17 protein-coding genes are annotated in these 12,449 nt (G+C 71.7%); 7 read left to right on the forward strand and 10 right to left on the reverse strand.

Annotated features, from left to right (window positions below; genetic code table 11):
• Positions 1 to 282: 282 nt before the first annotated feature.
• Both BLU42_RS09930 and BLU42_RS20590 read right to left on the reverse strand, forming a co-directional pair.
• Positions 283 to 501, reverse strand: a complete 219-nt coding sequence (locus tag BLU42_RS09930) for a hypothetical protein (RefSeq protein WP_091074294.1) — start codon at positions 499 to 501, stop codon at positions 283 to 285.
• A 229-nt stretch (positions 502 to 730) separates the two neighbouring features.
• Positions 731 to 907 carry a hypothetical protein gene (locus BLU42_RS20590; protein WP_157719918.1) on the reverse strand — a complete coding sequence of 59 codons (177 nt, stop codon included), beginning with the start codon at positions 905 to 907 and terminating at the stop codon, positions 731 to 733.
• A gap of 190 nt (positions 908 to 1,097) precedes the next feature.
• Here BLU42_RS20590 and BLU42_RS20595 point away from each other — a divergent pair, with 190 nt between their 5' ends.
• Together BLU42_RS20595 and BLU42_RS21080 are read left to right on the forward strand one after the other, a co-directional pair.
• On the forward strand, positions 1,098 to 1,277 hold the full coding sequence (locus tag BLU42_RS20595; RefSeq protein WP_157719919.1) for a hypothetical protein: 180 nt from the start codon (positions 1,098 to 1,100) through the stop codon (positions 1,275 to 1,277).
• Positions 1,270 to 1,734, forward strand: coding sequence for a hypothetical protein (locus BLU42_RS21080; RefSeq protein ID WP_197680701.1), 465 nt, complete (start codon positions 1,270 to 1,272; stop codon positions 1,732 to 1,734). The genes BLU42_RS20595 and BLU42_RS21080 overlap by 8 nt, the downstream gene beginning before the upstream one ends.
• A 609-nt stretch (positions 1,735 to 2,343) precedes the next feature.
• Here BLU42_RS21080 and BLU42_RS09945 read toward each other — a convergent pair.
• The gene (locus tag BLU42_RS09945; RefSeq protein WP_091074296.1) at positions 2,344 to 2,814 is read right to left on the reverse strand and encodes a hypothetical protein; all 471 of its coding nucleotides are present in this window, start codon (positions 2,812 to 2,814) and stop codon (positions 2,344 to 2,346) included.
• A gap of 201 nt (positions 2,815 to 3,015) precedes the next feature.
• Between BLU42_RS09945 and BLU42_RS09950 the strand changes: the two genes are divergently transcribed.
• Together BLU42_RS09950 and BLU42_RS09955 are read left to right on the forward strand one after the other, a co-directional pair.
• Entirely contained in the window at positions 3,016 to 4,338 is a 1,323-nt protein-coding gene (locus BLU42_RS09950) for an MFS transporter (protein WP_197680702.1), read from the forward strand.
• Between the two features lie 204 nt (positions 4,339 to 4,542).
• Positions 4,543 to 5,808, forward strand: coding sequence for a type VI secretion system tube protein Hcp (locus BLU42_RS09955; protein WP_091074297.1), 1,266 nt, complete (start codon positions 4,543 to 4,545; stop codon positions 5,806 to 5,808).
• A gap of 86 nt (positions 5,809 to 5,894) precedes the next feature.
• Here the strand turns inward: BLU42_RS09955 and BLU42_RS09960 are convergent, their stop codons facing one another.
• The 3 genes from BLU42_RS09960 to BLU42_RS09970 all read right to left on the reverse strand — a co-directional run bounded on the left by BLU42_RS09960 (position 5,895) and on the right by BLU42_RS09970 (position 8,648).
• On the reverse strand, positions 5,895 to 6,317 hold the full coding sequence (locus BLU42_RS09960) for a hypothetical protein (protein WP_157719920.1): 423 nt from the start codon (positions 6,315 to 6,317) through the stop codon (positions 5,895 to 5,897).
• Positions 6,318 to 6,420: 103 nt separating this feature from the next.
• The gene (locus tag BLU42_RS09965) at positions 6,421 to 7,383 is read right to left on the reverse strand and encodes a nucleoside hydrolase (protein WP_091074299.1); all 963 of its coding nucleotides are present in this window, start codon (positions 7,381 to 7,383) and stop codon (positions 6,421 to 6,423) included.
• A 134-nt stretch (positions 7,384 to 7,517) separates the two neighbouring features.
• Complete coding sequence (locus tag BLU42_RS09970; RefSeq protein WP_091074300.1) at positions 7,518 to 8,648, reverse strand: FAD-dependent oxidoreductase; 1,131 nt, start codon at positions 8,646 to 8,648, stop codon at positions 7,518 to 7,520.
• 259 nt (positions 8,649 to 8,907) lie between these two features.
• Here BLU42_RS09970 and BLU42_RS09975 point away from each other — a divergent pair, with 259 nt between their 5' ends.
• Together BLU42_RS09975 and BLU42_RS09980 are read left to right on the forward strand one after the other, a co-directional pair.
• Positions 8,908 to 9,444, forward strand: coding sequence for a hypothetical protein (locus BLU42_RS09975; protein ID WP_091074301.1), 537 nt, complete (start codon positions 8,908 to 8,910; stop codon positions 9,442 to 9,444).
• Between the two features lie 87 nt (positions 9,445 to 9,531).
• Entirely contained in the window at positions 9,532 to 9,783 is a 252-nt protein-coding gene (locus BLU42_RS09980) for a hypothetical protein (protein ID WP_157719921.1), read from the forward strand.
• A 48-nt stretch (positions 9,784 to 9,831) separates the two neighbouring features.
• Here BLU42_RS09980 and BLU42_RS09985 read toward each other — a convergent pair whose 3' ends face one another.
• Both BLU42_RS09985 and BLU42_RS09990 read right to left on the reverse strand, forming a co-directional pair.
• Complete coding sequence (locus BLU42_RS09985; protein WP_157719922.1) at positions 9,832 to 10,398, reverse strand: GNAT family N-acetyltransferase; 567 nt, start codon at positions 10,396 to 10,398, stop codon at positions 9,832 to 9,834.
• Between the two features lie 142 nt (positions 10,399 to 10,540).
• Complete coding sequence (locus BLU42_RS09990) at positions 10,541 to 10,753, reverse strand: hypothetical protein (RefSeq protein WP_091074304.1); 213 nt, start codon at positions 10,751 to 10,753, stop codon at positions 10,541 to 10,543.
• A 132-nt stretch (positions 10,754 to 10,885) separates the two neighbouring features.
• On the opposite strand from BLU42_RS09990, the gene BLU42_RS09995 reads away from it, so the two are divergent.
• Positions 10,886 to 11,134 carry a hypothetical protein gene (locus BLU42_RS09995; RefSeq protein ID WP_157719923.1) on the forward strand — a complete coding sequence of 83 codons (249 nt, stop codon included), beginning with the start codon at positions 10,886 to 10,888 and terminating at the stop codon, positions 11,132 to 11,134.
• A gap of 117 nt (positions 11,135 to 11,251) precedes the next feature.
• On the opposite strand, the gene BLU42_RS10000 is transcribed toward BLU42_RS09995, so the two are convergent.
• Positions 11,252 to 11,809 (reverse strand): DUF805 domain-containing protein, encoded by a 558-nt coding sequence (locus BLU42_RS10000; protein ID WP_091074306.1) that lies wholly within the window; start codon positions 11,807 to 11,809, stop codon positions 11,252 to 11,254.
• Between the two features lie 106 nt (positions 11,810 to 11,915).
• Positions 11,916 to 12,413: a hypothetical protein gene (locus BLU42_RS10005; RefSeq protein ID WP_091074307.1), complete on the reverse strand. Its 498-nt coding sequence runs from the start codon at positions 12,411 to 12,413 to the stop codon at positions 11,916 to 11,918.
• Between the last annotated feature and the right edge of the window lie 36 nt (positions 12,414 to 12,449).

Genomic DNA, 12,449 nt, shown 5'->3' on the forward strand with positions numbered 1-12,449 from the left:
CCCCAGGCTCAACCCCAGGGTGGTCAACCCTGCACCCCGGGCCCGGACACGATGAGCCGACCTCGGCGAGACCGTCGGGCCGGGCAACCCAGCCGCGGCCAGAGCCTGGAAGGGGTACGCGGATCCCGATCGGCGTGGGCCACCGACCGCGACAGGCAGGATGCGGTCAGGCTGGCGTGTCTCGTCCGAGGTCGCTTCCCGAGCGCACCAGAGCCACCCTCTGAACCCCGCACCGCTCTCCGACGCGTCCTGCACGTCAGCCGTCCTCGGTCGCTCGTGAAGTCAGTCGAGAGGCGAGCGGTCGGGTCCCCGTCGCGCCATCAGCAGCACGCCGACGACCACGACCGTCGCCGAAGCCAGTAGTGCCACGAGCGTGGCGATCGCACGGGGCACGCCGAGCGCCGGGAGAGCCAGCTGGAGAACCAGGTTCAGGGCGGCGAACACGAGGAGCGGGCCGGACCACCGCGAGCGGCCCCTCGAGTCGTCGTCCGACGTGCCCACGCGGTCGAGTATGCCGCCGACGTCTGGCAGACGTCCGATGCGTGCCGGTGGTATCGGCGCCGCTTCCAGGAATGCAAAGCGGCCTGCACCACCCGTCGTCGACCGACCGACGAGGGTCAGACGAGCGGGGACGGCGGGAAGCCCGGGCAGGCACCGCCGGAACGGCCTCGACGTGTCCTCGTCGGACGGACGGGACACGGGCAGACCGTGGGGAGCAGTTGGAGGACGATCAGGGTCCACGCCTTCTCAGGACCAGGACGTAGAAGCCGACGGCGATGAGAGCGCCGACGACCGGAGCGCCCGCGGGCGAGACCCTGCCCGAGCTGTAGTGGCTCACCAGTCCGTAGATCAGAGCGGCCACGGCGCCGACGAGGAAGGCGACGAGCACGCGTCGAGCAGACGACATGCGGCGACTCTCTCAGACCCGGGTCGCCAGCGGACCCCACAGCCACCGCATCGAGGTCCGGCTGCTTCCTGCGCTGCTCGATGCACCGTTGGTGAAGTGCGTCGTTCTCGGAGGACGTCGGCGTACGAGAAGCCGAGACCACGTCCTCAGAGGCTGAGCGCACGACAGCGACCAGCCGTACGCTCACGTCGTGGCGAGATGGCTGGTGGTCGGCTTGATCGCGCTCGTGGTGCTCGTGCTCAGCGAGGTCGTCTCCCGATCGGTGGTGACCCTGTCGGACAGCATCGTCCCGATCGTCGTCCTGCCCTTGACCGCGCTGGCTGTCGGGACCGGCATCGGCCTCACGAAGAGAGGCTCGGGTCGTGACTGACGCTGCGCCACCGTTCAGCGGCGACGCGCGCGCCCGCGTGGTGGGTGGACTCGTCTGCGGAGTGCTGGCGCTCGCATGCCTGACCTACGCCCTGGCCGCGTGGAGCTGGGACGGAGGGGTCGCCGCCCTGCTCCTCTTGATCGCCCTGCTGGTCGGCGTGCGGTCGAGGTCGATGCAGCTCGAGTTCGAGGTGGGTCAGCAGGAGAGGCATCGCGTCGTCTTCAGCTTCAACAAGTTCTGGGGCAACCTGGCCGTCACGGTTGATGGGCACTCGGTGGTGCGCGACCTGCGGACGTTGTCGGTGAGCCTGACCAAGACGTACCACCTCACGGTCGGCGATCGCGAGATCCACCAGGTCCGCATCGAGAAGGACCGGGCGCGCCTGCTCGCCGGGGCTCGCCGTCAGCCCGTTCGCGCTTACGTCGACGACGTCTTGACCGCCGAGGGTGTCGCCTAGACCGGGCCCACCTCCATCCACGACTCCGGTGATCTCGGTCCGCGCTCCCGAGCGACCCGCCGTTCGAAGCGAAGTCGAGCGTCCTAGGTCCTGAGGCACGCCTCGCACAGCGATCGACTCGCGAGCGCACGTCGACCGAGATCCGCAGGCTTCGTTCCAGAGCGATGGCCCCGGTGCTCCAGCGGTCGTCATCGGTCCCTGCGGTGCAGCAGGTTTCCAACACCGAAGATCACCAACCAGGCCCCGATCCACAGCAAGGCGTAGACCACCGGACGATGGGCCACCAGTGCAACGACCGCTCCGGCGACACCAGCGCCGAGTGCTGCGGGCACCGCCTTCTTGAGCAGCTGGTGAGGGGTCGGGTCGGGTCCAGGCGCTGGATCCGGTCGGATCGTCTGCACGAAGTCCGCCTTCCGATCACGACGTGGGTGGGACACCTCGGACCCATCGTGGTGGAGAGGGCCTCGGGTCTGAGCAGTCCCTCGATCTGCGCCGTGCCCTGATCACACACGTCGCGCCCGAGTTCGGCGATCTGGGGGGCGACGATCGCGCGAGTCCGGTGCCCGACCGGCGAACAGGTGCCCTGGTCGGCCTGCTCACGAGAGCCGATCAGGGAGCGGCGGAGGGAGTGGAGGCGGCCGCGCCCCTCTCGTCGATCCCGGCTCGCCGGCGGATGAGAGCGACCAGGTCGTCGAGGATCTCGTCGGTTGGGCCTCCACGGCGAAGACCCGGCAGAGCGAGCACGTCGGGCGACGAGGTGGGCACGGCGCCGCGCCGTCGTAGCCACACGAGGGAGGTGTCCTCCCACTCCGGTGCACGCTCGGCCGACACGATGTCGGACCAGCGATACACCCGGGTCCTCAGCCTGCGCACCTCGACGCCTTCGTCGGTCAGCCGCACCCGGCCTCTGACCACGCCGAGCACGGCGAGCAGGCTCGCGGCCGGGTAGGCCAGGACGAGTCCGACTGGTCGGTGCCAGACGCCCACGACGAGCGCGACCACCACGGCTGCGACGACCACGTGCACGAGGACCGTCAACGGCCACCGCGGGTCGTCGGTGGCCTTCCACTCGGTCTTCACGGCACCTGCTTCGTCGGGAGGGGCTGCTGGTTCCACCCCGGCCGCGCGGTCGAGGTGGTCGACGCGGCGGTCTGGGTGGGGACGCCGCGTGCTGCGCCCGCGGGACGAGCATGACGGCAGGTCTGGGCGACCGCTCCCGATGTGGTTAGGGTCACTCTGGAGTCTGGCATCGAGGCCGGACCAGGGGAGGACAGGCCGTCCATGACCACCGCGCATCCGAGCACCCCGCAGCCCACCGTCGGCTTCCGGCGCTTCCTCCCCCACGCCCATCCGATCTCGTGGTGGATGCTCGTGGTCACCACCGGGGCGATCTTGATCAACTCGGTGGACCGCGGGATCCTGCCTGCGGTGCTGCCGGCCATCCTGAGCGAGTTCGGCCTGACCGAGGCCGAGGGCGGACTCCTCACGGGGTTGAGCTTCTTCGGCACCGCCATCGGCGGGCTCGTGATCGGCATCTTCGGCGACGCGCTCGGCAAGGGCGCCCGTCGTGCCTGGGCGTGGGCGGTCGCGGTCGCCATCGTGATCATCTCCTCGGTCCTCACCGCCTTCTCGAGGACCCTCGGACAGCTGCAGATCTACCGCGTGATCATGGGTGTCGGCACCGGCGGCATGGAACCCGTCAACGTCACCATGGTCGGCGAGTGGTGGCAGAAGGAGAACCGCGGCTTCGCCGTGGGCACCCACCACACCGGCTTCCCCCTCGGGCAGTTCGTGGGGCTGCTGCTGATCGGCGGCGTCGTCGCCGCGGCGGGCTGGCGAGAGGCCTTCCTGTTCATCCCGCTGATCGCGATCCCGATCGTCGTGATCCAGGTCGTCATCGCCCGCCGCCGCAACCTCACCAAGGTCAACTCCTGGATCACCGAGCACGGCATGACGCCGTCGCTGACCGAGGAGGAGCTGGACGAGGAGCGCACCGAGAAGCCGACCCGGGCCGCGTGGACGTCGGTGAAGGCGGCGCTGCGGGAGCGCAACGTCCGCCTCGCGGTGGCGGTCAACTTCCTCTTCCTGTGGGCCGAGGCGGGCGTGGTGACCTTCCTGACCGTCCAGCTCACCCGTGACGCGGGCCTGCCGCTGGCGCTGGCGATCACCGTGTCGGGCGCGTCGGGGATCACCGGCTGGATCGGGCAGATCGTCTGGGGCACCGTCAGCGACCACAAGGGCCGCAAGTTCTCGCTCTCGATCCTCGCCGTGGGCTGGGCCGTGACGGTGGCGCTGATGATCTTCATCAGCTCGCTCACGTCGGCCTGGGTGATCTTGATCCTGTGGGGTTTGTTCCGCAACAGCCCCTTCCCGGTGATGTACGCCTCGATCATCGACGCGGTGCCCGAGGGGGCCTCGTCGGGGCTCGGCATCATGATCGGCGTCGGGCTGGGCCTGTCGGGCCTGGTGGCCGCCCCCGTGGCGGGCTTCGTCATCGGCCACTTCGGCTTCACCGTGCACTACCTGTTCATCGCCGCGCTGTGCCTGCTGGCCCTGGTCCCCATCGCCCTGATCCGGGAGACCTCCTCAGGGGCCGTTCGCTGATCGGTCCCGCCGGCCGTACGGAGTCGGAGTCGTACGGCCGGGACTCGAGGTTCTCAGCAGAATCACAGAACGCGCCCGCCCGCGAGAGTCTCGTGGCAGCATCTCCGGCGAGGGGCTCTGGTGCCGGGCGACGCGCCCCGGGGGTCTGCTCCGCTCGGGCTGCTCGGCCAGGTCGTACGACCTGCCCCCCTGGAAGAAGTGCCCATGTCGCGACGTAGCCGTGTCGTCGGGATCAGCGCGCTGGTGATCGGGCTGTCCCTGTCGGGGACCGCACTGGTCAACGCCGCGACCCCGTCGACGACCATCACCGCCTGCTCGAACACCAAGTCCGGCGTCGTGCGCGTCGTCTCGGCCAAGACGAAGTGCTCGTCGAAGGAGAAGCGGCTGACCTGGAACACGCAAGGTCCAGCCGGCCAGGACGGAGCGCCCGGCCTCGACGGCAAGGACGGAGCTCCCGGGCTGCCGGGGAAGGACGGTGCGCCCGGCCCGGCCGGTCCCCCCGGGCCCGCCGGCGGCGAGGTCGCCGACCCCAACCCGTACGGCCTCACCTACCGCCTGGCCCTCGGCAGCGCCGGACCCGTCGAGGTCATCGGGTTCACCCAGGAGATCAGCGCGAGCGTCAACCTCGGGGGTACCACCTCCGCCGCCGGCAAGCCTAGTGTCGGGGACGTGAAGGTCACGCTGCCGATGGCCTCCTCGGTCCTCACCCAGCTGTCGAGCATCTCGAGGGGAACCTCCGTGCCCACCGCCCGCCTGGAGATGTGCCGCCCCGGCGAGCTCGTCCCGCAGGAACGACCGGACGGTCCGACCGACACCCGCACCGGGCACTGCACCCTCCAGCTGGACCTCACCGACGTCTACCTCGGTCGCGTCGCGGTCGAGCCCGGGCCGGCCGGCGCCGTCGCCACGCTGCACCTGGTGCCGAGGACCGAGAAGGTCACGTCGTCCCCCGACACCTCGCGGGCGGTCAGCGTGGCCTACGACGTCACGAAGGCGACCTCCTCGCCGTCCGGCACGGCCGTGGCCGCCTCGACCGACGACACGAGGTACACGACCACCCTGAACTCGTCCACGACGTCTCGTGGCGTCCTGTCCACCGAGAGCTGGAGCCAGGGCGTCTCCGCCGACACGAGCTACCGTTCCGGCACGGGGGCGGCGGTCGGCAGGCCGAGCTTCGACGCGATCGCCGCCAGGACACGCACCGGCCCCGGTTCGGTGGCCCTGCTGTCCCGGATTCTCAGCGGCACCCCTCTGACCGGGGTCGAGATCGACGGCTGCGAGACCGACGTGTGCACGCAGAAGGTCACGCTGGGCAAGACGTACGTGGGCAAGGTCGTCATCGGCGCGCCGAGCCTGCTCGACGAGACCGAGCTCGTCTACGAGTCGATCCGGTGGGACCGCAACGACGGCGGGCCCCGTGACGCCAGGCAGACCTACAGCTGGGACGTGCGCGCCGGCTCCGGCGGCTGAGCCGCGCCCGGCCGAGGGGGCGCTCGTCCTCGTAGGGGTGGACGACGCGCGGCTCCGCGCCGGGCGTCGTCGCACAGGAGGAGCCCTCAGGCGCTGACGTCGACCTCGTCGATGACCCAGCCCGTGCCCCGGCGCACCATGTGGAGGCTGTACGCGGCGTCGTCCTGCGGGAGCGTGACGGCCACGGCCGCCTGGTCGTCGTCGGGACCACGACCGATCCGGTCCCAGTGCAGCGTGTAGCCGGTCAGGTCGTCGGGCAGCCAGTACGCGGAGGGCGAGCAGTCGACGCTGGCCTTCTCGCCGGCGTAGTGCCTGGCGGCGGCGGCGCAGTCGCCGTGCTCCAGCGCCTCGACGAAGGACCGTGCGGTCCACCACGACTGCGGACCGCGGCCCCACCACCAGCCGGTGACCAGCAGTCCCAGGAGCACGACCAGGACGACCGCGGCTCTCCCGGGGAGCCGGCGTCGCGGTCGGGGTCCGGCCCGGTCGAGCACCACCGAGGTCGACATGCACGACACGATGTCGTGCCGCTGGCCCCAGCGCCAGACCAGGCCGAGATCGTTGTGCGAATGGTCCTTCTCGGCCGTCGACCACCAGGGGTGGAAGGCGCGCTCACGGCTCCCCAAGAGACTGGAGCGCCGCGACGAGCTGCGGAGCGAAGCCTGGTTCCACGGCGAGAACCACGCGGTGGCTGGGTCGGCTCGCGGTCTCGGCGTGCTCGAGCGCCTCGGGCGTCGTGGTGCGCCCACGTTCGGCACCGTCGCCGGTGGTGACGGTGACGGGGCCGACGAGGTCCCGGGTGACGACCAGGTCGCCGCTCAGGACCGCGGCGGCCAGCGGGTCGTAGAGGACGGCCAGCCGTCGGCCGTACACGCCGTCGTAGAAGTCGGCGTACACGTCGAGCATCGAGGCGACCGTGCGCACCGCCGCCGACGCGCTGCCGGCCAGGCCCGTCAGGTCCGCCTGCTCGAAGCGGTGGTCGCGGGCGACGTCGATGGGGACGACGGTGACCTCCCACGGGGCGTCGAACACGACCGCGGCCGCCTCCGGGTCGTTGTAGACGTTGGCCTCGGCGTGCGGGGTGATGTTGCCGCCGACGAGGAACGCGCCGCCCATCACGGTCACGTCGCGCACGAGTTGGGCGAGGTCGGGGTCCTGGCGGAGGGCCTGCGCCAGGTTGGTGAGCGGTCCGATCGCCAGCACCCGGAGGCGTCCGGGGTGACGACGGGCGAGGTCGAGGAGCATCTCGACCGAGCTCTGGTCGGACAGCGCCCGGGCGCTCTCCGGGAGCCCGACGTCGCCGATGCCGTCGGTGCCGTGCACGGCCGGCGCACCGTCGTAACGGCGGGTGAGGAAGTCGCACCCACCGCTGGCCACCGGGACGTCCGGGGCTCGGAACAGGTCCAGGACCCGGAGCGTGTTCAGCGCGGCGGTGCGCGCGTCGATGTTGCCCGAGACCGTCCCGATGCCGGCGAGCCGGACGTCCGGCCGGCCGAGGAGGTACGCGATGGCGAGGACGTCGTCGATACCGGTGTCGCAGTCCAGGTAGACCGGCACGGGCTCGTCGGTCGTCATCGCGCTCCTCGGGGTTGGTCCGGCACCAGGCCCGGGTGGCCCGGTGCGACGGGCAACCTACGTGGGGACGGAGAACGGCCGGCGGGGAGATCCCCCGGCCGGCCGGTCGAGGGCGGTCCGGCTCGCGGGCGTCGCTAGGACACCAGCCGCCGGAACATGCCGGCCACCGAGCCCGGCGCCTCCTCGCCGAAGAAGAGCCCCAGGTTCGACGCGCTCGCCCGGGCGAAGGTCTCGCTGCGGGGGAAGAGCTCGCGCTCGTACGCGGCGATCGCCGCCTCGAGGTCGTCGGGCGACTCGACGAGGGCGCGCGCGAGCTCGGCGCCGTCGAGCAGGGCGAGGTTCGCTCCCTCGCCGGCGAAGGGCGACATCAGGTGGGCGGCGTCGCCGACCAGCGTCACGCCTGGCACCCGCGGCCAGCTGATCCCCACGGGCAGGGCGTGGATGGGCCTCAGGATCGGGGCGCCGTCGGACTCGGTCACCAGTGTGCGCAGCTCGGGTGCCCACTCCCCGAACGCTGCTGCGACCGCCGCCCGACCCCCGTCGGGGGCGTCCAGGTCGACCGAGGCCAGCCACTCGGCCGACCGGGACACGGCGGCGTAGGTGGTCAGGCTGCCGTCCGCGTGCTTGTGGGCGATGACCGCCTGCCCGGGCGAGGGAGCGATGAGCGTCCCGTCCCCGACGAGCGCGGCGACCGCCGGGTGACGACGGGACGCGTCCTTCAGCGTCGTCTCGACGAAGGTCACCCCGCTGTACCCCGGCCGGGCGTCGCTGAGCAGCGGACGCACGCGCGACCACGCACCGTCGGCGCCCACGAGCACGTCGGCGCTGACCCGGGACCCGTCGGCGAAGCGCAGCTCGCGGCGCCCGTCGCCGTCGACGCCGATCAACGTCAGCTTGTGGCCCCAGCGGATCGTGCCGGGCGGCAACGAGTCGACCAGCATGCGCCGCAGGTCGCCGCGGTCGATCTCGGGGCGGTCACCGTCCGTGCTGCCGGGGTGGTCGAACAGCACCGTCCCGTCCTGGTCGACGACCCGCTTGGCGTCCTCGTTCGGGCGGACGAGGGCGCTGAACTCGTCCCACAGGCCGGCCGCGCGGATCGCCGGCTGGCCGTTGTACTCGTGGAGGTCGAGCAGGCCGCCCTGGGCGCGGGCGTCGATCGAGGTCTCGGCCTCGTAGACGACGACATCGACGCCGTGCAGGGCGAGGACGCGTGCGAGGACGAGGCCGCCGAGGCCGGCGCCGACGATGGTGATGGGCAAGGACACGAGAGCGCTCCTGATCTGGAGCTCGTCGCACGAGCTCCGGGCGTGACCACGAGGGGCCACTCCTGGGGAGACGCTGATCCGGGTCGGGTGACCTCGGCCTGCAGGCGACGGCGGACGAGGTCAGCCGTCGATTTTCGCGACGCGCAGGACTGTACCTCGACGTCGCCCGCACCTCGACCTGTCCCCGTGGCCGATGGTGCGCGGTGCCCGTCACGTCGTCCGGCTCGTACGCAGCCGCCGGATGTGCTGGGATGAGCCCATGGCCGAGCCCGGCTCCACCGAACGAGGCTCCCGCCTCAGACGTCTGCACGAGCGGCTCCTCAACCCACCGCTCGAGACCGGGAGCACCCGGCTCCTCGTCAGGCGGGAGGCGGACGGCTGGACCATCAGCGAGCCTGCCGCGTCACGACCCCTGCGACGGGCCGTCAGCCGCGACCAGGCACTGACGGGCGCGACCTCCACGCTCGCGGAGTTCCGTGGAGGTCAGATCGAGGTCACCGAGGAGGACGGCTCGACGCAGCTGATCCCGGTGACGAGAGGCAAGCGGCCCTGGTGGCGGGTGAGCCAGTCGCCAGTCTCGGGTCTCCTCCTCGGGCTCCTCTGGCTGGGGCTGTTCATCATCCGGGTTCTCGACAGCGAGTGGCCGCCGGGCTGGAGCCGCGACACGGTCGCGCTCGTCCTGACGGGCCTCTGCGCTGCGCTCTACCTCCCGTCGAGCGTGCTCCGCGTCGTCCGAAACGCCCGGACACGCACCCGCGGCCACCCGTCGCGCCGGCGAGGAGGCAGCGGCGACTGAGCCCTGGCTCGCGGCGACGGGCCGCCTGGTTCCGCTGAGGTCGACCCCGAGGAGCGAACGCTCGACAGCGCGGTGAGGATGAGCGACATGTCCGTACCGCGCCCCTGGCCCGCCCGTCGGCCGGTCTGGCAGCTGGTGATGGGACTGGTGGGTCTGCTCGTCGCCGTGCTCTGGCTCGTCGCCCTCCTCGTCAGCCCAAGCGCCGACGCTTGGCGGATCCTGATGGTCGTCGTCTGGGCCGGCATCGGTCTGGTGTCGATCCTCAGCTGGCGTCGCACCGTCAAGGAGTACGACGCTGATGGAGGAAGGGACGAGACCCCGCGACCGGACGGCGGGTAGTACGGGCTGAGCGCGCTTGCCGTGCTCCTCGAGCGCGCGTCCGTCGGCTCACGCCCTCCCCGGCCCGGCCACGTCCTGGCGGTAGAGCACGAACGGCGCCCGGGCATGGAGGCCGGGCCGGCCGGCGACCAGCCCCTCGCGGTGGATCACCCCTGAACGACGAAGGCCGAGACGTCGCATCACCGCCACCGACGCCGCGTTGTGCACCTCGGTGAAGGCGACGACCGGGACCTCGGGGGAGAACGTCGCTGCCCAGGCGAGGGCTGCTCGTCCGATCTCGGTGGCGTAGCCATTGCCGGTCGACGTATCGCGCACCGCCCAGCCCACCTCGAGCACGGCCTCGTCGCCGATGACCATCCGGCTGAGTCCTCCACGACCCACGAGCACGCCGGTCGAGCGGTCGTGGGCGATCCACTTCCCGACGCCGTCGACGGCCCAGCGCTCCGCCATGCCGTTCACCCAGGTCCGGACGAGGGCCGGCGTCCACGGTCCCGTCCAGTGGTCGACGAGCGGTTCCTGGTGGAGGATCGCGAGCTCGTCGACGTGCTGGACGCCGATCGGCGTCAGCAGCAGCCGATCGGTGAGGACCGGATCGGTCCTCGCAGCAGGAGACACGTCGACATCCAACCGCTCGCGTGGCTCGCCCCGCAGCAGGAGACGGGCTCGTCAGCGCGTCCCGACAGACCCTGGGCGTGGTGTCAGTGATGCGACTCGCGCTCTCTCGTGCGCGTCGCCGATCATGAGCTCGAAGGTCGCGTCAGCGGCGCTCCGGCTCCTCGCCCCTCACGGTGCCCCTGCGTCGGAGTGCCCGCACGTAGATCGCGACGAAGACGAGGGCGGGCACGAAGGCCCACGGGAGGAGCCGCGGAGCGAAGGCGTCGGCCAGCGCACCGCACAGGAGGGTCAGGGCGAGTGCGACCGCGACCCCGACGACCAGGGTCGACGTCTTCACGTTGCCGTCGGCGTCCACCCGAGCAGCATCGCAGGTCAGAGGACCGCAGCTCCTCGCCATCGCCCTCGGGGCGTCTCCCAGAACAGACCGGTCGCGCCCGTGGGTCTGAAGACCGTGCGCAGGGTGGTCGATCGCGCGACGATGCTCGGCATGACCACCGAACCGTCCGTTCGACAGGGCCGACTGTCCGCCGCGCTCACGGTGGGGCTCGCCGTCACCTTCCTCCTCGGCGTCCTGCTGAACCTCGCGCAGGCGATCGTCGGTGACGAGGGTTGGCCGTCACGACAGCCCTTGGTCGGTGTCCGGGTGGCCGTGGGGGCCCGGTTCCTGGTGTTCGCCCTCGGCCGGCTCGTGCTCTGGCTGGCCGGTCGCCTCGCCACCCGGCGACCTCGGGCCTGAGTCACGGAGCGCGGCGCCCCCGGCCACCCGTTCCGTACGGTCGAGGACTGGGCCGTGACGGCGTCCCGTGGCCGGACGGTGCGCCCGGACCCGCTCGACACCTGACGACTGGCCCGGTCAGGACCGCCGAGGCCGCTCGAAGCGCTCACCCGCGGGCACCGGCGGCGAGGTGTACCAGACGATGAGCACGACCTCGACCAGGAGCGTGACCGCGCTCGCGAGGCCCGTCACCAGCAGCGGGACACCCGTGAGCATCGGCGGCGGGGTCGTGAGCGACACCGTCCTCGGGAGGAACAGCGTCTGCACGAAGCTGGTCGCGAAGACGACGAGGGACAGCAGCTGCCACCACCCCGTACGCCCGCCGTCGTGGAGACGTCGCACCCCGAGCGCCTGGGTGGGCACGAACGTCGCGGCGAACCAGACGAGCGAGGGCACCGACGTCCAGCGGAGCGAGTACAACGGCGAGGCGAGATAGTCCGAGAGGGACGCCCCGACGAGCACGAACCGCACCGCCTCGAGCACCAGCCCGACGACGGCCGCGGCCAGCGCCCACCACCAGTACTCGGCCCGGCCTGCCCGGCCCGAGAAGACGGCGTACTTCGCCCAGAAGCGCCGTACCGCCTGCGCGAAGGAGGCGTCGTAGAGCGGCCGGTCGAGCGGGACGTCGGTCGTCATCGGGGCCTTGTCTTCGTCGGGGACGGGACGAGGCTCGCACACGGGTCAGGTCCCCGCTGGGCGTTCGGCTGATCCGTACGAGCCGCGCGGACCGCCCCTGGCGCCCCTAGTCGGCGGCGACCCCGCGGAGCACGCAGAGCATCTCGTCGGGCGCGGTGAACTTCTTCGCCGCGTCCCACTTGACCGTGTCGCCGGCCTTGACGTCGACCTCGGTGGAGGCCGAGTTGATCGTCGTGGCCGCGGTGGTGGTGAAGAAGACCGTGACCTTGTAGGTCACGTCCTCCTTGCCCGGGTTGGTCGCCGTCCCCGTCGCGCCCCAGCCGCCGTCGGTGGCCTTGCAGCCGCTCATGACGACGTTCTTGCGGTCGTCGACGTCGTTGGCCACCTTGGTCGGCACCGCCGCGGGCTTGACGCCCTTGGGCAGGCTCGGCGCCGAGCTCGACGGCGCCGCGGCCGGTTCGGTGGCCCCGGCCGGTGCCGGTGCCTCGTCGTCGCCGCTGCACGCGGTCAGCGCCAGCGGGGCGAGCACGAGCGCGACGGCCGGGGCGAGCGCACGGAATGAGGTCCGCGACGAGCGCGAGGACGGGGAGAGCAGCGGGGACATGGACGACCTCCTGTGGGGGTGGCACTTCGACGTGTC

It is taken from the genome of Microlunatus sagamiharensis, assembly GCF_900105785.1.
GTDB lineage: Bacteria > Actinomycetota > Actinomycetes > Propionibacteriales > Propionibacteriaceae > Microlunatus > Microlunatus sagamiharensis.